The sequence below is a fragment of the uncultured Bacteroides sp. genome (genome assembly GCF_905207245.1).
Taxonomy (GTDB): domain Bacteria; phylum Bacteroidota; class Bacteroidia; order Bacteroidales; family Bacteroidaceae; genus Bacteroides.
On sequence record NZ_CAJLKP010000009.1, the window covers coordinates 88714 to 112493 of the forward strand.

A 23780-nucleotide genomic window follows, 5' to 3' on the forward strand; every position below is an offset into this window, starting at 1 on the left:
TATTTATCTAAATATCTTATTATTAGAAGATTGCTATTTTATTAGGGATGCAAATGAACTATAAAACAAGTACTATGCGTTTAGACTTATGGGAAAATGTAAATAATAGAAAAATATTCAATCAAGACTTCATAAAATAACCATATTGATATGTACATTCCGCATATAGTATATATTTTTCATTATACAACAATCCATATAACTAAATATAACGCTGATATAAGCATTTACTGATAACATAGATAAAAAGTGAGAAATAGAATGTTATTTCTGTCTTATTATTGCCTTGTATATACTCAATATAAATTTTTCTTTGTGACCATAATATAATAACTCTGAAGGGAAAAGTAAATAAGAGAAATAGAACAAAATTATTTGAGTTACATTATAACAGTTTGTAACATTAACACAAGGTTATGATGTACAAATGGGATAAATACGGCGAAACATTCAATCATAATTGAAACTTTTACTATATTTGCCAATAAATTAAATTGTGATTGAATATGAAAACTTATATATCGCGTCCTTTGTACACCAATAGAATAGAACCATTTATTGGCAAAGCTTTAATAAAAGTGATAACCGGTCAGCGTAGAATAGGCAAGAGTTACATTCTTTTGCAAATATCGGATATGATAAAAGAAAAGACACCGGAAGCGAATATTATTTTTGTAGACAAAGAATTAGTGGCCTTTTCAGGTATTAAGAATTATATGGACCTTTATCAATATGTTCTGAAAAAAGCGGAAGGACATAGTCATAATTATCTCTTTGTAGATGAGATACAAGAGATTGAAGAATTCCAGTTGTGTTTGCGGAGCTTATTGAATGAGGATATATGCGATATCTACTGTACGGGAAGTAATGCCAAGATACTTTCCGGTGAACTTGCCACTCATTTAGCCGGAAGATACATAGAATTTCCGGTTCATTCACTCAGTTACGAAGAATTTCTGAGATTTAATCAATTACAAGATTCGTCAGAGAGTTTAAGATTATATCTCATGTTTGGAGGAATGCCTTATATTCATAATTTGGTGATGGAAACAAATATTATATTCGAATATTTAAGGAATGTTTACTCTACTATCCTGTTGAAAGATGTGGTTGCTCGTGAATCAATCCGGAATGTGTCATTTCTAGAGAATTTGGTAGGCTATTTAGCCGATAATACCGGCTCTCTTTTTTCCGCTCAAAATATCAGTAAATATCTGAAGTCCCAGCAAGTAAATATACCTACGCAAACAATTCTGAACTACTTGAAAGCATTATGCAATAGTTTTTTTGTTTACAAGATACAACGGGCGGAAACTCAAGGAATGAAAATCTTTGAAATAGGAGAAAAATACTATTTTGAAGATTTGGGACTGCACAACGCTATACGACATTTTGATTTTCGGAGAGATATCAATAAACTGATAGAGAATATTGTATGCATAGATTTATTAAGGTATGGTTATGAGGTATATGTAGGAAAGAATGGGAACAAGGAAATTGATTTTATAGCCTCCAAAGGTAACCATAAGATTTATATCCAAGTGGCTTATATGCTTCTCGATGAAGTAATTATTCAGCGAGAGTTCGGTAACTTGCTGGAAATTCCAGACAATTATCCTAAATACGTAGTCACAATGGATGAAATGCAGAGCGGAGGGAATTATCAAGGAATCAAGCAGATTTCATTACGAGATTTCTTGTTGGCAGAAGATAAGGAAAAACTATAAATCACTTTTTAATATTCATTATATGCACTCAAACTCATATAAAAGTAAAAGGGGGTGCGTCTTCGCAGAGCATTCCCTCGCAAAGACACATCCCCTACAGTTAATAATATTCTGGAATAAATATTCTTACGGCAAAGTAATAATGACAACTCCGTCTGAAGTAGCTCCGTTAAATCCACCGGAAAGTTCTTCAATATAATAATAAGGAGCCAATTGGATAGTCTTTTCATCAACTACCTTATTGAATTCAGTAGGTACTCCTTTGAAATTAGAAGGATGGTAAGCAAGGACATCACCACCACCGACATAGTTCAAACCAATAGCAAATTTATTGTAAAGAACAGCACCATCCTCAATCCAAAAATCTAAATTAGATACTCTAGCTGTTGAAAGCGTAAAGTCTCCAACTAAATCAGCTGGCAACCCATTCGTATAGTATCCATCATAAGGTTCAATTACGCGATAACGGTCAAAACCTTCAGCCTTGAATACTTTTACTTTGTTTGTACCCCCGAAGAAGTAGTTATCCGTAAACGTTCCCTCTCCAAGCTCCTGCCAGTTATAATCTTTGCTTACTGTAAAAGAAGCTTGGGCAGTTCCGCTTATGGCAATATCTCCCTCCGGTACAGATAATGCTAATGTAACGGTTATCACCTGACTTATCTGCAAGGGAGTAACATCAACCGTTATAGTTGTCTTATTTTCGCCGGCAGCAAAATTAAAGCCGGTAACAGTACATCCCTCAAATGGCACTTTATTAAGTACAGCAGAAATAGTAATGTTTCCGCTATATGCCGAAGCCGTATTCGAACGAAGCAAATCTATTGTAAAAGTCGGCTCTGCCGGCGACACAACAACACCATCCAAATATTTGGAAATAAAGGTAACTCCCTGTCCCTCTCCTTCAGTATACAAAGGCCCTTCCTGGTCTGTACTGCAAGCAGAGAACAGCAATACTGTCAAAAGAGACAATAAGACTGAAATTCTATTGATATATTTCATAATGTTTTTTCCTCTAAAGTTTGTAAAATGAATCATTCTTTATAATCTCCCACCGGATTCTGGTCAGTTTTTACATCCATGTTCACATTACCGTCGAATTCACTCTGCGGAATAGTCAATACCCACATATAGCATTCCGGATCGTCTGTCGGACGATTACCCAGCAAGGCATCAGAAGGCCATCCCATAGCGGCTGTACGACGGAATCCTTGTTTCAGACGACGTAAGTCATAGATACGTCCAAACTCACCCCATAACTCAACACGACGCTGTATAATGATTTCTTCGAGTAGCGAACCTGTATAATCGCTACTTGTAGCTCCCAGACTTGTGCCGGTCTTCGTGCAGGTATATCCTTCTACACGTTTGTCCATGACAGCTTTCAAATCCTCAATGGCAGGTGCAGTTTCACCCAAACGGCATTCTGCTTCGGCAGCCGTCAGATACATTTCTTCTACACGCATCCAGATGTAATCTCCGGTCCAAGTTTGTCTGTCGGAGAACTTAAATTTCTCCTGCTGATAACCGCCGGACTTATTATTTTCATTTTCCGGATCCCACCATGCCTTACGGGCATCTGCCGGGTTAATCAAGCCATATAACTCTTTGCTAATCTGCTTACGGGCATCTGCTCCATACTTTCCGTCACCTCTCTCGTCGCAAGCATCCATATGAGTAAAGAAGCCGGCATACATGGTAGATTGGTCGGAAATAATTTCAGCTCCCCACATCACATTACCAGCGGAAGAATCATTCAACCCGGAAAAGCTTGAAACTGGCAATACAGAGCAACCACTAACCGCAATAGCATTTTTCGCTGCACTTTTGGCAGTAGTCCAGTCTTCCATAACCAACGCTATACGTGCCTTGAGTCCCAAAGCAACAGCATGGTTAATGTGACTGACATGTTTCCGCTTTATTCCGTTCAGCATATCGACAGCTTTATTGATGTCCGAAGTAATCTGATCGTAAACCTCTTGCACAGTCGCACGTGCCTTGCCCACAGTACCTGCAACGGTTGGCTCAGTATAGATAGGGCAACACAGATCCGACTCATGTCCTTTATAAGTGCGGGCAAAACTTTGTGCCAGCATGAAGTAAGAATAAGCACGTATGGCATAAGCTTGTCCTATCACATAGTTAATCTCCTCTGTTGTGCCCTCCATTGTTTCTTCAGCAGCAATAATGTAGTTTGCATTAGAGACCCATGTGTAATAACCATTCCATAAATCGTAAGAACGCCATGCTCCGCTGGAATAGAAAGATTTTACGTTATAAAGGCAATCATACCAGAACCAGCCACTACCTATAGCACTCATTACCATGTCCTCGCCCATAACATCAGCCATCAAATTATAAGAACTGATACCAAAGCTTTGGTGAGTGTTGCCTGTAGGAGACCAGGAAGCGTACATAGAACGATAGATACCATTCAGAGGAACCAACGCCGCATTAGCGTTTGCCAGCAAACCATCTCCGGACATAGAGTCGGTAGGAGCAGTTTGAAGTGCATCGTCCAAGCAGGACGACAAACTTGCACAACCCACAAAACCAGCAAAAATATATTTGAATATCTTTTTCATACTTGTTTTTATCTTAAGTAAATATTAGAAATTAATTTCGACACCTAATGACCAGGTCTTATTAGGCGAATAAGAGTAGCTTGTCTCACCGCTAAAGTTGTACTGCGGGTTCATGCCTTGTAAGTGAGTGAATAATGCCAAGTTATCTATAGAACCGAAAACACGTACAGAGCCCAATTTAGCCTTTTGCATCCACGCCTTTGGCAATGTGTATCCCAATGTAATATTCTTAATAGCAAAGTAAGACGCATCTACTAAGAAACGATCATTCGTTGTGCTTTTTCCTGCAATCTCAATACGGGGAACATCAGTGACATCACCCGGCTTCTGCCAACGGCGCAACGCATGTTCATTCCATGCATTATTGTAGTACATATTATTCATAGAAGCACTGTACAAGCCATCATACACCTTGCCTCCAATAGAATAGGTAGTCAAAATAGACAGGTCAACACCTCTCCAGGAAAGGTCGGTCCCAATACTACCATAAAGATCTGGAATACGGCTTCCCAAATAGTACTTGCTTTTGGCTGCTTTTTCATAATCACTGCTGATACGTTCGTTAATTATGTTGCCTTCATCATCAGTGTCATATACCCAATACAATTGGGCACCGGTTGCGGGGTCAACACCTGCAGCTTTTGCCATATAGAATGTATTGATAGGCAAGCCTTCCTTGATACTATAAATACCATCGATTATTTCCGGAGTTTCTCCAGTCAGCTTTAACACCTTATTCTTTACTGTAGAGCCCATCCAAGTGACATTCCAAGTAAAGTTATTGGTCTTGACAGGAGTACCTTTGATTTCAAATTCAAAACCACTGTTACGCATGTCACCAACATTAGCATTATAACCACTGAAACCTGTGGAAGTAGCCATAGGATAATTCAACAGCATGTCGGTAGTCTTCTTATTATAGTACTCAGCATTAATACTCAAGCGGTTGTCAAAGAAAGATGCTTCAACGCCAATATTGAAATTGCCGCTTTTTTCCCAGCTTACATCCTTATTCTCCAATGTAGATACCAAGCCACCAATCTGGTTAGAATTTGCCCAACCCAGATCATAGAGACTCTGCCACAAATAATAGTCGCTGGTGTATACTCCACCTGAAATCTTCAAAATGTCATCATTACCTTGCTGTCCGTAGCTAACTTTAAAAGAAAGATTGTTTATCCAACTGATATCTTCCATAAATGCCTCTTTGGAAATACGCCAGTTTCCACCGACTGACCAGAATGTACCCCAGCGGTTATCTTTATAGAAACGAGAAGAACCATCCGTACGGAGAGAAGCTGAAAAATAATACTTCTCATCATAATTGTAGTTGAAACGTCCTAACCATGATTCGATGCGATACTTATCTGTATAAGAGTCTGCATCGCTAAGGGTTGTACCTGGACGCAATTCCAAAATACCATCCACCAAATTAGTCTTTGCAGCTTTCAGATATTCATATTGATAAGCATAAAATTCATGACCAGCCATCACATCGAAATTATGAAGACCGAAGGAGCGGTTCCACATCAGCAGTTGATTAAATGTATAACTTTGCATACGAGTGCTGTACTTAGACAACAAACCACCGGCAGCAGCCTGATTACCATGATACATATTCATATAATTCATTTGTGATGCCTGACGATAGTCCATACCAAAGTTTATAGCTAATTTCAAGCCTTTTAATACTCCGAAATCATCCTTGTCAGAGCCAAATGTCAATCCGGTACGCAAACCGGCAACATCATTCTTTACGCTTGACTTATCATCCAGCAAACCTCCCAACGGGTTATAATCAGAATAGCTACCCGGACGACCACTTTCGCCATAATCTAATTGGGGACGGCCATCCTCTCCCAAAGCATTATTACCTTGTGCATCCTTTATATATACCGGGAAAAGCGGAGATACAAACTGTGCGGAATACCACACATTAGATTGAGAACTACCGGTATATTGACTGTAGTTTGATACAGAATGCGTCAATGACGTATTCAGATTTGCGCTGAACCAGTCTGTCACTTCAGAGTTTATATTAGCACGTGCACTGTAACGTTGAAATCCGGTAGTTACCAAAATACCATCTTCGTTCAGGTATCCCAAAGAGAACATATATTTAGTTTTCTCAGTACCACCAGTCAATGACAGTTGATGTTCGTGACGGAAAGCGTTATCTTTTTGAAGTGCGTCCATCCATCTTTCATTCCATGCAGAAGTTGCATCGGCACGCACTGTGCCGGTTGTCGGGTCAATGATATTCCCCCAAGTATAGTTCTTAAACGGATTATATTGTTCACCGCCCAACGTACCACTCAAGCTATTACGAGCAGCAGCTTCTGCATCGGCCCAAGCATATCCGTTGGTAAATGCAAAGCCGTTGCGCAAACCTTCGTAAGTCAACTGTACATAATCTTTCTGACCAACCATGTTATACTCCTTAAGTGCACGCGAAGACCAACCGGCAGTAGAACGCCAAGTAACCTGAGTTTTGCCCTCTTTGCCTTTTTTAGTAGTAATCATCACGACGCCATTAGCACCACGAGCACCATAAAGAGCACCGGCAGAAGCATCTTTTAGAACTGTCATCGACTCTATATCAGATGGATTGATAGAAGACAGTGTACCATCATAAGGAATGCCATCCACTACATACAGCGGACTCTGTGATGCATTAATAGAGCCATAACCACGAATTACAACCGAAGCTGATTCACCTGGTTGACCGGTGCCTGAAGTAGTCAAAAGACCAGTAGCTTGTCCTTCAAGTCCTTTTGACACATTTGTGATAGGACGAGACTGCAACTTTTTGTTGTCGATTGTAGAAGCCGATCCTGTAAATGAAGATTTCTTTGCCGTACCATAAGCAACTACCATAACTTCATCAAGCATTTCAGCATCTGATTTCATGAAAATCTTCACATTAGATTTGATTGCCACCTCTTGCGTTTGCATACCAATGTAAGAAATTTGCAATGTTTTCGCAGAACTATGCTCTTGCTATTTAATTGTAAATAAACACATTAACATTACATAAAGAACTCTGTTTCTAATAATGACAATGTTACAATATACTGATTTATAGCGATGTATTAAGTAGTAATATGCATTTATATCTACCTCAATATTCCTTGATTTTAAACTTAAAATTCTAATTATAAGAGTATTGTTATGGCATAAAAGGTGCCGATGAACTACGTAGCTGATACTATGCGTTTTGGGTTTGTCGAGGATGTGTAAAATAACGAATACTCTAATTCATGTATTGCCAATAACCTATATGCTCACATGGAAATACGCCCCAAAGTCTTGATTTTTCCATAGGAAATTCTTTCTTCTATATGTAGAGATGATTCCCATAGGCGTTTCTTATTCCATCGCTTGCCTATCGGGATGTACTTTATTAGGCATTTTTTATTCGTTGCACTATAGTGTACTTTGCGTTCCACTATAGTTATCCGCAAGGGACACTATAGTTACCCTTACGTTTCACTATAGTGGAACGAAGAAAACGTAGGCAATGAAGAAAATCTAATTGGGCAATGAAAGTAGTTCAAACAGTATCATCCGGGGAAAGAAACGACAAAAAGAACATTTTCTTCTACTTTTTCATTAAGTTCGTAATTTTGAATCCTATATATTCAAAAAGAACAAAATGAAAAAACAGAAAATAAGAAGAATAGAACAAAAACAGCAAGAAGAATTTAGTATGTAAATCCGCCAAGAAAGGTGTAACCCATTTATTCTATATCCCTAAAGTTACATGATAAATGGCTACACCTTACTTTAGTAGGGTTTATTTTCCTTTTTTACGATGAGCCAACGAGTGGTTTTTTTCCAAATCACTTATTATTGTCATATCCATTACATTGGTGTATATTTGCGTGGTTTTCACACTCTTATGCCCTAATAATTTCTGTACGGTCGTAATATTTACTCCATTATAAATCAACAACGTTGCATTAGTATGTCGCGCAGTATGGAATGACACCCTTTTAGGTAACCCAGCTAATCGGGCAATTATAATCAGTTCTTTGTTCACATTCGAATTGTCTCTCAAATGAAAGAAGTCTTGTAGATTTGCCTGATATTTATTCAGAATTTGAATCCCTTTTCCACAGAATAATAAATAGATTGGAAGCCGAACTTCCGTGCCTGTTTTGATGGATTTATATATCAACCAAGTCTCCTGATGCATCTCTACAATGTTTTCAGGCTTCATATTGACAAAGTCGGAATACCTCATACCGGCATAACAACAGAACAAAAAAGCATCCAGTGTTTTCTGGTATTTTGTATGTCGTCCTGTCAATTGCAGAGTCTCCAGCTTTTCTAATTCTTCTGGAGATAAATGGGTATGCCTGTTTTCTACAGTCTTTATTTTATATTTCCTGAAAGCATACTTCTGTATATCCATATATTCCTTATTAATAGCTACATTGATATGTCGCTTCAAATGCTTCATATGCTTAGCTATCGTGTTGACATGATACCCTTTAGACTGGAGGTAGTACTCAAAGGAGGATATGAATTCAAAAGTCATTTCAGAGAAAGTCACGCCCTTTTTGAAGTCTTGCAGTAATGAAACGGTGGATAGATGGTTTCGTTTCGTGCTCTCTTTCAGGCCAGAAGTCATTATTTCCTGTCTGAAGAAGGGTATAAACAACGATTTATCCTCTTGCTCTTGCTTCTCAGTAAGCACATCCTTCAATACATCCAGAGTTATTGGCTTCCCCTGCTGCCAAAGCTCAAGCTCACGCTTTTCTATCATTGCCATAAATTCGTAAATCAATCGATTTAAGGCATCTGCGTTGGGATGGTTTTTTACTAGTAGTTTTTTCGCATCCCATTGATCGGGCCTCAGGTAGACTTTGGTCGAAAAATACTTCTTCTTCCTGTTTAAATAGGCCTCAACTTGTACTAGAGCCATTCCCCTTTTATTAAGGCTCTTTTTGCGGTTGTACACTAAACTGTAAATAATCTTGTTCATTTTTAGTCGTTTTAGTTAATACTATGAACAAATAAGACGATATAATGTGCTACATAAGAATTAAATAAGACTTAATATCTGTAAAAGTTCGATTTACAAAGCAATTTTGGTTTTGTATTTCCTTTATAAAAAAGGTAAATCTACGTAAAATGGCTTTCAATTTAATCTCATTATGTTGCCTTTTTAACTCTTTTTGTTTAAAAGTAGCCATTGGTATTAAGGAATGTGACTCCAGAGGGTGCTTCAGAGTGATAGCATTTGTATGGTCATTTAGTTTTTTTTAGTATGAAAAACCTGCTGTTAAGCATAAAAAAAGCTTTTTGGTTAACAAATTGATAGATTTACAAGGTTTTTTCAACAAAATAGTTGTTCGTTTCAGTTTTATTAATATATTTGCATTTTGTTAGAGTAAAGAAACAATTAATGTAAAGTTAAACTTTAAGAGAGAATTTATGAAAAGAAAATTAATGCTGTTATTGGCCTGTCTTTTTGTTGGAATAGGCCTAGTAACTGCCCAAACCCAGACAGTCACGGGTGTTGTGATTTCTGAAGAAGATGGGCAGCCAGTTATTGGAGCCTCTGTATTGGTAAAAGGTACTCAATTAGGTACTATTACTGGTGTAGATGGTGATTTTACTTTATCGAACGTACCAAGTTCTGCGAAGACTTTGCTGATTTCGTACATTGGTATGCAGACACAAGAAGTGGCTATTAAACCTACTGTAAAGGTTATTATGAAGTCTGATACTGAGATGCTTGATGAAGTAATGGTGGTTGCTTATGGTACCGCAAAGAAGTCCGCTTTTACAGGTTCTGCTTCAACCATCAAAGCAGATAAGTTAGCAGAGCGTCAGGTCTCTAATATAACTAATGCACTCTCAGGGCAGGTGGCTGGTGTACAAACAACCAGTGGAAATGGCCAACCAGGTACAGGATCTACTGTGCGTATCCGTGGTATCGGTTCGATTTCTGCCAGTAATAATCCATTGTATGTAGTAGACGGTGTACCTTATGATGGAGATATTTCTGCTATTAATTCTCAGGATATTGAAAGTATGACAGTTTTGAAAGATGCAGCTTCTAATGCTTTGTATGGTGCACGTGGTGCGAACGGTGTTATTTTGGTAACCACTAAAAAAGGTTCTTCAGGAAAAGCTGTTGTTAACGTTGATGCAAAATGGGGTACAAATAGACGTGGTGTTCCCAGTTATGACGTTATGACTAGTGCTAATCAATATGTTGAGACCTATTATAAAGCAATGCTTAATGGCTGGGCAGGTGGTGACCCTAATAAAATTGTTGATTATGCAGGAGATGGTTCCGTGATGATTTCTGGTAATAATCTGGTTAATGCTTTGATTTTTGGCAGTGACTATCTGGGATATCCTATATATACAACACCGAATGGAGAAAATGTAATTGGCATGGATGGTAAAATTAACCCAAGTGCTAAAATTGGTTCTGTTTATGGTGATTATTATGTAACACCGGATGATTGGGAAAAAGAATTGTTCGATAATAGTAATCTACGTCAGGAATACAATGTCAGTATTAGTGGTTCAAGTGATAAGATGACTTACTATATGTCAGCGGGTTATTTGGATGACAGTGGTATTATTCCGGGCTCTGGCTATTCTCGTCTCTCTACTCGTTTGAAAGCAGATTATAAGGTACAAGAATGGTTGAAAGTAGGTGCTAATTTCTCATATGCCAATGTAAAGAGCCGTTATCCTGATGAACAAACGAAGACAGGAAGTAGTATGAACTTGTTTTATATTACTAATAATATAGCTCCCATTTATCCTCTATATATTCGTAATGCAGACGGTAGCATTAAACAAGATAGTCGTGGTTATACAATGTACGACTATGGTAATGGTATGTATAACAGGCAGGTGAATGGAAAGACTGAGGCTTTGAATCGTCCATTCTTGTCCAATTCCAACCCTGCTTCTTCACTACAGTTGGATAAACGTGAATTCTTAATGGATATTCTTAGTGCGAAAGGATTCGTTGAAATTGAGTTTATGCCAGGTTTGAAAGCTACTGGAAACTGGGGTATGGATTTGGATAATACTCGTTATTCAGAGTTGGTTAACCCGTATTATGGCCAGTATGCTTCAGAAAGTGTTGGCGGTCTTGTTTCTATGGAGCACTCTCGTACTTTCAGTGTAAACCAACAGTATTTGCTTACCTATAAGAATAATTTCGGGATACACAATATAGATTTGTTAGCAGGATTTGAATCTTATAATTATAAATCTCAGTATTTGTCCGGTAGTAAGCAGAAATTGTATAATCCTACAATTATAGAAATAAATAATGCAATCAAGACTCCAGCTGTTTATTCTGCAACTACTAATTATGCGACTCAGGGTTTCTTAGCACGTGCCCAATATGATTATGATAGTAAGTATTTTGCAAGTGCTTCTTATCGTCGTGATGCTTCTTCTCGCTTTCATCCTGACCACCGTTGGGGAAATTTCTGGTCTGTAGGTGCCAGCTGGTTGCTGAACAAGGAGGCTTTCATGAGTGATTTAACATGGATTGACATGTTGAAGTTTAAGGCTAGTTATGGTGTACAAGGCAATGATAATATTGGTAATTATTATGCTTATCAGGATCAGTACTCTGTATCTAATAGTAATGATGATTTCTCTGTTTCTCTTGCATATAAAGGTAATAAGAATATCACTTGGGAAACGTCTCATAGCTTCAATACTGGTTTTGATTTCGAATTCTTTGACCAACGTTTGAACGGTACGATCGAATATTTTAGCCGTAAGACTACGGATATGTTGTATAACAAACCTGTTAATCCGTCAGTAGGCTATTCTGCAATTCCAATGAATGTAGGTTCTATGATTAATCGTGGTGTTGAACTTGACTTGAATGGTGATATTATCCGTACTAATGATATTACGTGGAGTGTAAACTTCAACTTGACTCATTTTAAGAATAAAATCCAGAAACTGCATCCTGATTTGAATGGCGAATTGATTGATGGTAGCCGTATTTATCAGGAGGGGGAGTCTATGTATCAATTCTATTTGCGTAAATATGCAGGTGTAGATGAGGAAACGGGAGTTGCTCTTTACTATAAAGATATAACAGATGCGAACGGTAATGTTACTGGTCAGGAAAAGACTCAGAATTGGTCAGATGCAACTCGCCATGCAACAGGTGATATTCTTCCGAAAGTATATGGTGGATTTGGTACTCGTTTGAATGTTTATGGATTTGATTTTGCTATTTCATTGGCTTATCAATTAGGTGGTCGCGTGTATGATAATGGATATGTATCCTTGATGCATGCAGGTGATGATCCTGGACAGAACTGGCATAAAGATATTCTGAATGCATGGACTCCGGAAAATAGGACAAGTAATATTCCGCAGATCAACGTATTTGCGCAGTATGCCAATTCTTTGTCAGACCGTTTCCTGACAAGCTCGGATTATCTAAGTATTAATAATATTACGGTAGGGTATACATTACCTAAAAACTGGACCCGCAAAATGTTAATCAGTTCTATGCGTATATATATGGCTGCTGACAATGTTGCTTTGTTCAGTGCACGAAAAGGATTGGATCCTCGTCAGAGCTATACGGCATCAAGTGCTGATGTGTATTCTCCGATACGAACTATTTCTGGTGGTATAACCCTTTCTTTCTAACCCCTTTAAAAAGCAAGAAAATATGAAAATAAATAAGAGTATATTGTTACTTTCATCTGTTTTTGTAATGGCTGCGTGTGATCTGGATAAGTATCCTGAAGGCTCGACCATGACGCAAGACCAAAAAGATGAAGTTATCTCCATGATTCCGGAACGTATTGAGTCTGAGTTGAATGGTTTAAAAAGTGGATTGAATGTTTTAGGAACATTGGGTAATCCTAACTCTACCGGTTATCATTTTGACTATGGTTTCCCGGCTATATGTATGATTTACGATCAGGCAGGACAGGATATGACTTGCAAGAATGATGCTATTGGTTACAATAAATATATATCCCAGCAGAAGTTCAGAGACCGTATAACTACTTCTGTTTTTAATGAGTTTATCTGGAAGAATTACTATAACCATCTGAAAACAGCAAATGACTGTATTGCAACATTGTCGGCTGCTTTCCCTGAAGATAAACGTACTGCTAAAGTAAAGAATTACTTTGGGCAGGCATTAGCTTCACGTGCATTCGATTATTTACAACTGATCCAGACTTATCAGTTTACTTATATTGGTCATGAATCAGCAAAAGGTGTACCTTTGGTTCTGGATACAATGACAGATGATGAGAAATTAAACAATCCTCGTGCAACAGTAGAGCAAGTTTATACTCAAATTATGTCTGATTTGAATACTGCAATTTCTTATTTGGCAGAAAATCCTGTTACCCGTAAGGATAAAGCACAGATAACGGCAGAAGTTGCTTATGGACTTCGTGCGCGTACTAATTTATTAATGGGTAATTGGGCTGCTGCTGCTTCAGATGCTGCTAAAGCATGTGCAGGTGCTCGTCCTTACTCTATAGAAGAAGTTAGTGTCCCTAGATTTTATGATGCCAGTGATGCCTCTTGGATTTGGGGGATTGTGATTACTTCAGAAGATGGAGTCGTGAAAACTGGTATTGTAAATTGGGCTTCTCATCTTTGTTCACTTACAGGTATGGGATATACTACTGCAGCCAGTGCTACAGATGTGTCATTCAGGGCTATTAATAACAAATTATGGGCAGAAATATCAGCGTCTGATGTTCGTAAGGCATGGTGGGTGGATGATCAGCTTCATTCGGATGCTTTGGTTAATGCGTATGGAGCTCAGAATGCTTACGGATGGGCAAATGGACTTTTTGGTTCAACAATATTCTCTCCATATGTAAATGTTAAGTTTGGTCCTGAAGGAGGGCAGATAGCTAATTCTGACAATGCACAGGACTGGCCTTTAATGCGTGTTGAGGAGATGTTATTGATTGAGGCTGAAGCTACTGGTAGAGATAATCTAGCTGCCGGTAAACAGAAGTTGGAGGCTTTTGTAAAGGGGTATCGTGATGCTACGTATACTTGCAATGCAACTAATTTAGACGAATTTATAGATGAGATATGGTTCCAACGTCGTATTGAATTATGGGGCGAAGGGTTCTCATTATTTGATGTTCTGCGTTTGAAGAAACCAATTAAGCGTATTGGCACTAATTTCCCAGCAGGTAGTACATTTGCAGATATTGCTGCTGAATCCCCACTTCTGATCTATACAATTCCTGAATGTGAAACTGCAGTAAATAAAGCTATTACTCCTGCAGATAATAATGAAGCAGCGATTCCGCCGACACCTGTTCAGAATTAATGATTAAGTAAGTAGCATTAATATAAAAACTACTTATTGAGTATTAGAAATATGCACCCCAAATGCCAATATCGCCTTTGGGGTGCTTTTTGTAAGGGCAAAATAAAACTTGCAGTTCAAAGCTATAATTGGGAACATCATTTACCCAGAAATATACTCTCTGATGCAATTGGAGAACTCACTATTCATAAAAGTTCCAAGGATTATCCTTCTCACATACGAAAGGTTTGCTTTTGGGATGAAAAGCAAAAACGTAAGTTTACGTTCCTTACCAATGCTATGGATTTATCTCCGCTACAAATTACAGAACTTTATAAAAACAGGGGGCAAATTGAGCTTTTCTTTAAACGGCTTAAACAACATCTGAAAATAAAGAAGTTCTGGAGCAATACAGAGATGCCGTAAGAATACAAATATACTCTACAATCATTGCCTATTGCCTTGTAGCAATTATTCAGCATGACATAAAACTTGATGAGATTCTTCAAATCCTGAGCATATTAAGAAGTAAATTCTGATATTATTCGCCCACGAACATGGCGCAACAACTCGTAACCCGTAGCTTGTCACTCATTCCCGTCTTTTCCCGAATAAGCAAAACGGTACAGCTCATAGCTTTTCTAAAAAGATTCTCACTACTATGAGAGTTTATTCTCACCGGCATGAGAATTTTTTCTCATCGTAGTGAGAATAATCTTTGTTAAGCCATAAAAAAATACTCTTTTCGCTTCCCTTACGCTCCCTGTCAATGGCCGACTTGTTTCACTTCTACTCCGATATGAATTAATTCCGCCAACAGGTTTCTATTATATTAATCCTTCCCTCAGTATATCCACCAATATCGGCTTCACTCCACTCACGAAACATTCCACCGCAATCACCATCAGTATAAGTCCCATAAGGCGCATCATCACATTATTCCCCGTTTCCCCCAGCACTTTTACCAGACGTGTGGAAGCACGCAATATAAAATAGGTGATCAGATAGATCAAGGCGATAGCACCAATCAAAACTCCCTTCATTTCAATACTATTGGCATCCTGCATCAACACAATAGCATTAGCTATAGCCCCGGGGCCACACAGCATAGGAATACCTAACGGAGTTATGGAAATATCGTCAGCATAAGTCTTGATTTCCTCGTCTTTTAACTTCATGGGAGTATAACGAGCCTGCAACATGTCAAAACCTATTTTAAAGATGATGACTCCGCCCGCAATACGAAAACCATTGGTAGAGATTCCAAAGAACTTAAAGAGGAACTGACCAGCAAAAGTAAAGACCATTATCGTAAGAAAGGCTACCAGAGTGGCACGCGATACGATAAACCGACGCTCTTTGTCTGTCATTCCATGCGTCATAGTAAGGAAGACGGGCATGGTTCCCAAAGGATTTGTCAACGTGAAGAAAGATGTCAGACAAAGCAAGGCAAAAGGAAGAATAGATTCCATAGTTGCAATTTTATTCGTTTTTTATCGAATGCAAAATTACAACTAATCCCTCAATGTCACAACAATTGAAGTAACTCTTTCAAGTCTGTAATCTGGTAAGTTGGTTTAAATGGAAACTCCGAACGATCCGTAACATTGTAATATACTTGGTGCATCCCTACCCCTCTAGCACCGGTAATATCATTATCCCAACTATCACCAATCATCAACGAATCGCGCAATTCGGATTGGGTAGCCGACATGGCAAAATGAAAGATCTCCGGCCAAGGCTTCAGTACACCAATATCGTCAGAGAGAACCACCTTCTTGAAATAACGGTCGATCCCTGCAGAGCGCATCTTATGACACTGTAATTCCTGAAAACCATTGGAAAGGATATAAAGATTATACTTGGGCGCGAGATACTCTAACACTTCCCGGGCATGAGGCATCAATCTACTTTTAGTGGGAATCACTGCAAAGAAATCTTCGGAGAAAGCCTTTGCCAAAGCTGCATCCCCCTCTCCCACCGCCTCCAGCGGATAAAGAAAACGCTGACAGTTCAACTCATCCTTTGTCACTTTTCCATCCGCATATTCTGCCCACAATTGCACGTTACGCCGCTCATAGAGTTCATAAAAGTGCTGGAAGGACCGGAAGTAGCGGTCATACTCATATTTGCGATACATTTCTTCAAAGGTATCGCGGGCATTATAAGAAAAAGCCCAAAGAGTATCATCGAGATCGAAAAATAGATTCTTGTATTGCATAAAAAAGAAATGGCAGGGCTAATGACCCTGCCATCTTATTACATAATCAAATTATTTCACTTGAATAACCAGATATTTAGATACGCTCCAGAAATCTTTCGGATTCGTAATCTTCAGTACGAGCTGACCTTTGTCATCTTTTTCCAAAGCATAAGAGCCTGCCGGATGAGTTGTCAGAACATCAGCATCCTTAGAATACAACTTAATTTCTTTCGTTGTACGGATGTCAACCTGAGTAAAGTAATCTTTATTCACATCACCATCCTTCAAAACTTTACCTTTCTTGAAGAGACCGGTATCAGTCAGGATTTTTTGGTCTTTCAATTCCTTCTTAGTTCCGAATACGAACCAAGCGGTATTTATTGCCTTATCTTGCTCAGCTACGGTTTTAGCTTTTGCTTCATTTTCGGCAGTAAGCATTTCTTTGTCAGTTGACAGGCCAGTCACAGCTGCATCCAGTTCCTGAATACGAATATTCTTGGAGGCAAGTTCAGCTTGCAATTCCTCAATACGCTGGGTTTTGGCTACTAATTCCTGAGTCAGAGATTCTACAGCTTTCTTCAACTGGGTAGAGTTATTCTTGCTACTTTTCAGCATAGCTTCCAATTTAGCGATCTGCTCTTTGTTTTCCTGCATTTGTTTCTGGATAAATTCAATATCAGTGGCAATCTGCTGCTTAGCTGATAAAGAACCTTCTGAAACCGCACCACGCTGCAAGTCTACGCGGCTTTCGGCGGCATTGATTTGGCGGAAGCCTTCAGAGATATCATTGAAAGTACCCATCATTTCATCCAGTTCAGCATTACGCTGGGTAAGTTCCATCAAAAGAGAATCATTTTCAGCTTTCAGTTGGTCTTTACTTCCACCTGACAAGCCGTCGCACGATGCCATAACGGCCGCACATACAATTAAAACTGCTAACTTTTTCATACGCTTTTGTTTTACGTTGGTTAATGAAGTTATTTAATCGTCTATTCCTGCTACTACTATTACTATTTCTCCACGCGGATCATTGGCTGTGAAATGCTCAATCAATTCAGTCAGACTGCCACGCACCGTTTCTTCGTGCATCTTCGAGATCTCCCGGGATACAGATGCCTGACGTTCCGCACCGAAATGCTCTGCAAACTGAGTCAACGCTTTCACCAGACGGTGGGGAGACTCATAAAACACCATGGTCCGGCGTTCCTCTGCCAATATCTTCAGACGTGTCATACGTCCTTTCTTCTGCGGAAGAAAACCTTCGAAACAGAATTTTTCATTTGGCAAGCCCGAAGCAACCAAAGCCGGCACAAGAGCTGTAGCCCCCGGCAAACATTGTACTTCAATACCGTTGCGAACACACTCACGCACTACCAAAAAGCCCGGATCAGAGATTCCCGGTGTGCCTGCGTCCGATATTAACGCAACAGTTTCACCTGCCTTTATTCTATTAACAACACTTTCCACCATTTTATGTTCATTAAACTTATGATGGGATTGCATTGCGTTCTTTATTTCAAAATACTTCAGTAAGATTCCGGAAGTGCGCGTATCTTCGGCAAGAATCAAATCCGCCTCTTTCAAAATACGAATAGCCCGGAATGTCATATCTTCCAAATTTCCTACCGGAGTAGGCACTACATAAAGTTTTCCCATATCCGTAACTGCTTTAACTAAAGTATTTCTTAAGAAGTTCTATAAAATCAACCACCGTTTCATTCTCTTCATCAGGATTAACGGTAGAAGAAAAGAGTTCCAACGCCTTTTCCAATGAAGGAGCAGCACCCAACTGACGTATCACTTCATTCATACGGGCGGTATCACCACCAAAAATCTCGCGGGCAAAGCGAAATGAGTCATTCAGGCTGATAGCATGCCGCAAATCAGTAGCTGGTTTTATCCGTTCTGCTAAAATAGGCGATGCAGAAGATAGTATCGCGGACGGTTCAGACTCGGATTTAGGCTTAGACTCAGGCTTGGGAGATACGATCTCTACCGGTTTGGTGATTTCAACAACGAGCGGTTCTACAGGAGTCGGCTTAACCGGTTCAGGAACAGCGGCCGGTTCGGGAATAACCACTGGAGCGACAGGAGCTTCAGGAATGACAACTACCTCTACGGGAGTTTCGTCCAGCTGTTTCTGCAAAGCATCCAGTCGCGCACGCATCTGCTGTATATTCCGTTTAGCTACCACCTTCAATGTAGGGTTCGCGTCTGTTGCAAGAACTTTCATTAAATATTTCAGTTCCTGAATATCCAGTTCTATGTCGTCCAATAATGTCTGCATTTCCTTTCGCATCACCAATGTTAATGCCGCAAATGTAGAAATAAATAATGAAAAAATATCGGAAAGCCATTAAAAGTGTTATTTTTGCGGTTAAAATAAACATTTTAAAACAATGGTATTATTCTCGGAAGACCATATACAGGAAACCAATCGTAGAGGAAGAATCGAAGTTATTTGCGGCTCCATGTTCTCTGGTAAGACAGAAGAACTGATTCGCCGCCTGAAACGTGCTAAATTCGCCAAACAGCGTGTAGAAATATTCAAGCCTGCTATTGATACACGCTATTCGGAAGAAGAGGTCGTATCTCACGATAGCCATTCCATCGCTTCTACACCGATTGATTCATCGGCAAGTATCCTGCTGTTCACTTCAGAAATCGATGTAGTAGGTATCGACGAAGCGCAATTCTTTGATAATGGCCTGATTGATGTGTGTAATGAACTTGCCAATAATGGCATACGTGTTATTATAGCAGGCCTAGATATGGACTTCCGCGGTCTTCCCTTCGGTCCTATGCCCGGACTTTGTGCCATTGCCGATGAAGTATCCAAGGTCCACGCTATTTGTGTGAAGTGCGGACAGTTAGCCTCCTTTTCACACCGCACCGTCAAGAACGACAAACAAGTCCTTCTGGGAGAGACGGCCGAATACGAACCACTCTGCCGGGAATGCTATCTGCGGGCAATAAAGGGAGAACAGACTGCCGCTGGTGGATAAACTATAAATAAAAAGCAAAAGCCTTATGGAGCGTAAGAAAATTACATTCGACAGTTTTATCCGTGCTGTCATTCTCGGTGCTATCATCATTGGGGTATTAATGCTCCTGAAGCGATTGAGCGGCGTATTGCTTCCGTTCTTCCTTGCCTGGCTTATTGCTTATCTGATATATCCGTTGGTAAGCTTCTTCCAGCATAAGCTACGGCTAAAAAACAGAATAATATCTATCTTTTGTGCCTTGTTTACTCTCAGCGTTATAGGAAGCATTGCGTTCTATCTGCTTGTGCCGCCCATGATTCAGGAATTCCTGCGGGTAAAGGATTTATTGATAGAATACTTCAGCACCACTCATACAGCAAGCAATGTCCCCACTACCCTCTCCGAATTTATCCGGCAGAATATCGACCTGCACATCTTAGAGCAAATGTTCAGCCAAGAGAATATATTGGATGCTCTTAAAGTAACTGTTCCTAAACTATGGGCACTAATATCGGAGTCCATCAACCTCTTATTCGGGTTCTTCACCGTCTTCCTTATCCTATTATATATAGTATTTATTCTGCTTGATTACGAAAGCATTTCCGAAGGTTGGGCACACCTGATGCCAAAAAAATACCGGAAAACAGTAACCGGCATACTGAATGATGTAAAAGACGGTATGAACAGATATTTCCGCGGACAGGCATTAGTAGCCTTGTGCGTAGGTATTCTATTCAGTATCGGCTTTCTGATTATTGATTTCCCGCTGGCTATTGGTTTAGGACTATTCATCGGTGCGCTGAATATGGTGCCTTACCTACAAATCATCGGTTTTGTCCCCACCATCATGCTTGCCATTCTGAAAGCTGCGGATACCGGTGATAATTTCTGGTTCATCATAGCTTCGGCTGCTGCTGTATTTATAGTAGTGCAAATCATACAAGATGGCTATCTCGTTCCCCGCATCATGGGAAAGATTACCGGTCTGAATCCAGCCATCATCCTGCTCTCTCTATCCATTTGGGGATCGTTAATGGGAATGCTGGGTATGATTATAGCTTTGCCACTTACCACTCTGATGCTCTCCTATTATCAACGATACATCATTAATCAAGAAAATATTTATAAGGCAGAAACCACTGAAGATCAACCAGTAGAAGGTATAGAAGAAAAATAATGCAAACTTTTTTCCTCGTATTCCTTGCAAATTAAATAAAAGTGCCTATCTTTGCACCCGCTTAACAGCAATAAAGGTTTGATTCGCTAGCTCAGCAGGTAGAGCACAACACTTTTAATGTTGGGGTCCTGGGTTCGAGCCCCAGGCGGATCACATAGGAACAAAGCCAAAAGGCGACAAAAAGTAGACAAGTCCCACAATATCAAGGTATTGAGGGACTTTTTTTTATGTTTTAGTCTTGCTTGAAAGACAAAAAAAGGGCACGAAAAGACACAGTTGAGTATCCAAATCGTACCCCCTACCCCAAAAAATGATTAGGGGGTACGATTGTCGGAAAATGTCTTACTTTTGACGGGATTTGTCTATACTCCATTTATCTCATTATCAAGGATTAAAATTAGTTTTGCAATCTAAAAAAAGTGAGATTATGAAGAATGAAAAAAGTACTTTCAGCGTATTGTTTTACCTGAAAAAAGACAAGATGAAAAAGAATGGTTTAGTACCCATTCATGCCCGTATTACAATTGACGGCAAACAAACCCAATTCAATACCAAGTTAGAGGTCTTAGAAACTAACTGGAAATCCGGCAGAGCCGTAGGTAAATCTATGGAGATACAAAGACTAAACTCCATGCTGGACGACATCAAAGCCAATATCCGTTCACACTTCCACAACCAGTTAATGCGTGACAGCTATGTTACCCCCGAAAGCGTGAAAAATGCACTTTTGGGAAAAGAGGAAGAAGCACTGACTATCATTTCCTTTTTCGGGCAGCACAACGACCAGTACAAGAAAAAGGTCGAAGCGGGAGAAGCCACCCAAAAAACGTATAGCAGATACGAACTGACAAAGTTACGCCTGACCCAATTCCTGAAAGATGAATATCAGGTATCGGACTTGCCCATCCGCAAAATCAACAAGGTATTTATTGAGAACTTCTACCTGTATATAATAAAGAACCATGACTGTTCACCCAACACGGCAATGAAGTTCATCCAGCGTTTCCGTACAGTAGTGAACTTTGCGCAAGGCACGGGACTGATTACCGCAGACCCGTTCGCCCATTATAAGCTGAAATTCGAGTACATAGAAAGAGGCTATCTTGACAAGGACGAAATAAGCCGGATATGCAACAAGGAATTTGCTTCAAAACGATTGGAGCAGGTACGGGATATTTTCATTTTTAGCTGTTACACCGGACTTTCATACATAGATATATGCGAATTAACCCGCAACGAAATACGGGTGGCATTCGATGATAATTTGTGGATTATAAAGAAACGCCACAAAACAAAGGTTACATCAAACATCCGTTTGCTGGATATTCCGAAAGCCATCCTGAACAAATACGAGGGGAAACTTAAAAACGGTCAGTTGTTACCTGTTATCAGCAATCAAAAAATGAATGATTACTTGAAAGAAATTGCCATTATATGTGGCATCGACAAAAATATCACGTTTCACCTTGCAAGGCATACTTTTGCCACTACTATTATAATATTTGATATTTTCCTGTAATTCAATATATTATAGTATGCAATTTAGAAAGGGGTAACGATTTAGCAACGTGTTACCTGCTTTAGTATGCTGCGTTTCTCCAATGCTTCAAATAACTCGTTCCAAAGATAGCTATTATTCTATATAAAATCGTATAGATTATTATAATTAACAAACAACATCTCTTTTGTAACCCCTATTGTATCTAAAAAAGGTGTGAATACTAATTTTGGCAACTTTCTCTCATAGGTTTTGAATCGTTTGAAAAACAGATAATTGAAAAAAATAATTTGAGTTGCTGACATACCGTTGTCATAGAAGCATAGTATCTTTGTCCCTAAATTGAAATAGAATAATAAAGTGAATCGAATCGACCGCATATCAGCCCTATTGGTACAATTACAATCACGACCGATTGTGAAAGCTTCCGATATGGCAGAACGCTTTGAGGTAAGCCTGCGCACTATTTATCGTGACATGCGAACCTTATCAGAAACAGGAGTACCTATTTGTGGTAATTCAGGGATTGGTTACTCTTTGATGGAAGGTTATAAATTACCTTCTCTAATGTTTACCAAAGAAGAAGCAATGGCTTTTCTTACTGCCGAAAAAATTATCGAGCAACTTACCGATACCCAAAATAGCAGCTATTTCAGACAAGGAATGGATAAAATTCGTGCTGCATTGCGCGCTATTGATAAAAAATATATTTGTGATATGGATGATACCATAGCAGTATACAGAAGTAAATATACAAGAGAGAGTTTACCGAACTTATTACAAATCATATTAAGCAGTATAAATGACAAATTAATTATAGAGGTCAATTACACCAAGATAGATGAAACCAAAAGTACAAGATTTTTGGAAGCTGTCGGCATCGCTTACACACATCCACATTGGTATCTCTCGGCGTGGTGTCATTTGCGAAAAAAGTATCTAATATTCAGGCTTGACCGCATTGAGAATATAAAAGTAACGCCTAATAAACATACAAAAGCTCATCCACCATTGGAATCGCTTCTTATCGGGACGGATATTTCTGAATCCATCCAAAAAGTTGTCTTACATACAAGCGAAGAGGTGGCTCGATACAATGCCGACAAGAGCTATGTCATGGGATTGACCGAAGAAAAAGAACTCGCAAACGGGCGAGTGGAACAAACCTATATGGTGTATTCACTTGAACCTTTAGCAAGATGGATATTGGCGAATATTGATACGACAATCGTTATTAGCTGGATATTCCAACTAAACTGACCCTCAGTTTCCAATCTAAATTGACCCCTCTAAA

The 23780-nt window shown here is 39.2% G+C and carries 16 protein-coding genes, 1 tRNA gene and 1 pseudogene; 9 read left to right on the top strand and 9 right to left on the bottom strand.

Annotated features, from left to right (window positions below):
* Positions 1-506: 506 nt before the first annotated feature.
* Positions 507-1727 carry an ATP-binding protein gene (locus QZ135_RS04940; RefSeq protein ID WP_294606413.1) on the top strand — a complete coding sequence of 407 codons (1221 nt, stop codon included), beginning with the start codon at positions 507-509 and terminating at the stop codon, positions 1725-1727.
* A 126-nt stretch (positions 1728-1853) separates the two neighbouring features.
* On the opposite strand, the gene QZ135_RS04945 is transcribed toward QZ135_RS04940, so the two are convergent.
* The 4 genes from QZ135_RS04945 to QZ135_RS04960 all read right to left on the bottom strand — a co-directional run bounded on the left by QZ135_RS04945 (position 1854) and on the right by QZ135_RS04960 (position 9302).
* Entirely contained in the window at positions 1854-2729 is an 876-nt protein-coding gene (locus QZ135_RS04945; RefSeq protein WP_294606414.1) for a hypothetical protein, read from the bottom strand.
* A 32-nt stretch (positions 2730-2761) separates the two neighbouring features.
* Positions 2762-4312, bottom strand: a complete 1551-nt coding sequence (locus tag QZ135_RS04950; protein ID WP_294606416.1) for a RagB/SusD family nutrient uptake outer membrane protein — start codon at positions 4310-4312, stop codon at positions 2762-2764.
* 24 nt (positions 4313-4336) lie between these two features.
* Positions 4337-7288 carry a TonB-dependent receptor gene (locus QZ135_RS04955; RefSeq protein WP_294606418.1) on the bottom strand — a complete coding sequence of 984 codons (2952 nt, stop codon included), beginning with the start codon at positions 7286-7288 and terminating at the stop codon, positions 4337-4339.
* An 820-nt stretch (positions 7289-8108) separates the two neighbouring features.
* Positions 8109-9302 carry a site-specific integrase gene (locus QZ135_RS04960; RefSeq protein WP_294606420.1) on the bottom strand — a complete coding sequence of 398 codons (1194 nt, stop codon included), beginning with the start codon at positions 9300-9302 and terminating at the stop codon, positions 8109-8111.
* Positions 9303-9754: 452 nt separating this feature from the next.
* On the opposite strand from QZ135_RS04960, the gene QZ135_RS04965 reads away from it, so the two are divergent.
* The 3 genes and pseudogenes from QZ135_RS04965 to QZ135_RS04975 all read left to right on the top strand — a co-directional run.
* Positions 9755-12979 carry a TonB-dependent receptor gene (locus tag QZ135_RS04965; RefSeq protein ID WP_294606422.1) on the top strand — a complete coding sequence of 1075 codons (3225 nt, stop codon included), beginning with the start codon at positions 9755-9757 and terminating at the stop codon, positions 12977-12979.
* Positions 12980-13001: 22 nt separating this feature from the next.
* The gene (locus QZ135_RS04970; protein WP_294606424.1) at positions 13002-14645 is read left to right on the top strand and encodes a RagB/SusD family nutrient uptake outer membrane protein; all 1644 of its coding nucleotides are present in this window, start codon (positions 13002-13004) and stop codon (positions 14643-14645) included.
* A 91-nt stretch (positions 14646-14736) separates the two neighbouring features.
* Positions 14737-15145 (top strand): annotated as a pseudogene (locus QZ135_RS04975) (transposase); the annotation flags it as partial.
* Between the two features lie 306 nt (positions 15146-15451).
* Here the strand turns inward: QZ135_RS04975 and QZ135_RS04980 are convergent.
* Genes QZ135_RS04980 through QZ135_RS05000 form a run of 5 tightly spaced genes read right to left on the bottom strand, consistent with a single transcriptional unit; the run spans position 15452 to position 19126 of the window.
* Positions 15452-16096 carry a MarC family protein gene (locus QZ135_RS04980; protein WP_294606426.1) on the bottom strand — a complete coding sequence of 215 codons (645 nt, stop codon included), beginning with the start codon at positions 16094-16096 and terminating at the stop codon, positions 15452-15454.
* A 56-nt stretch (positions 16097-16152) separates the two neighbouring features.
* Complete coding sequence (locus tag QZ135_RS04985) at positions 16153-16845, bottom strand: YjjG family noncanonical pyrimidine nucleotidase (RefSeq protein ID WP_294606428.1); 693 nt, start codon at positions 16843-16845, stop codon at positions 16153-16155.
* A gap of 51 nt (positions 16846-16896) precedes the next feature.
* Positions 16897-17775 carry a hypothetical protein gene (locus QZ135_RS04990; protein WP_294606430.1) on the bottom strand — a complete coding sequence of 293 codons (879 nt, stop codon included), beginning with the start codon at positions 17773-17775 and terminating at the stop codon, positions 16897-16899.
* A 33-nt stretch (positions 17776-17808) separates the two neighbouring features.
* Positions 17809-18483, bottom strand: coding sequence for a 16S rRNA (cytidine(1402)-2'-O)-methyltransferase (gene rsmI, locus QZ135_RS04995; protein WP_294606432.1), 675 nt, complete (start codon positions 18481-18483; stop codon positions 17809-17811).
* A 13-nt stretch (positions 18484-18496) separates the two neighbouring features.
* Entirely contained in the window at positions 18497-19126 is a 630-nt protein-coding gene (locus QZ135_RS05000) for a hypothetical protein (protein WP_294606451.1), read from the bottom strand.
* Between the two features lie 100 nt (positions 19127-19226).
* Here QZ135_RS05000 and QZ135_RS05005 point away from each other — a divergent pair, with 100 nt between their 5' ends.
* The 5 genes from QZ135_RS05005 (at position 19227) to QZ135_RS05025 (ending at position 23746) form a co-directional block, all read left to right on the top strand.
* Complete coding sequence (locus QZ135_RS05005; protein WP_294606434.1) at positions 19227-19832, top strand: thymidine kinase; 606 nt, start codon at positions 19227-19229, stop codon at positions 19830-19832.
* 25 nt (positions 19833-19857) lie between these two features.
* Entirely contained in the window at positions 19858-20988 is a 1131-nt protein-coding gene (locus QZ135_RS05010) for an AI-2E family transporter (RefSeq protein ID WP_294606437.1), read from the top strand.
* An 80-nt stretch (positions 20989-21068) separates the two neighbouring features.
* Positions 21069-21141: transfer RNA gene (locus tag QZ135_RS05015), tRNA-Lys, on the top strand.
* Between the two features lie 274 nt (positions 21142-21415).
* Positions 21416-22507 carry a site-specific integrase gene (locus QZ135_RS05020; RefSeq protein ID WP_294606439.1) on the top strand — a complete coding sequence of 364 codons (1092 nt, stop codon included), beginning with the start codon at positions 21416-21418 and terminating at the stop codon, positions 22505-22507.
* A 339-nt stretch (positions 22508-22846) separates the two neighbouring features.
* Positions 22847-23746 carry a transcriptional regulator gene (locus QZ135_RS05025; protein ID WP_294606441.1) on the top strand — a complete coding sequence of 300 codons (900 nt, stop codon included), beginning with the start codon at positions 22847-22849 and terminating at the stop codon, positions 23744-23746.
* The last annotated feature ends 34 nt before the right edge of the window (positions 23747-23780 follow it).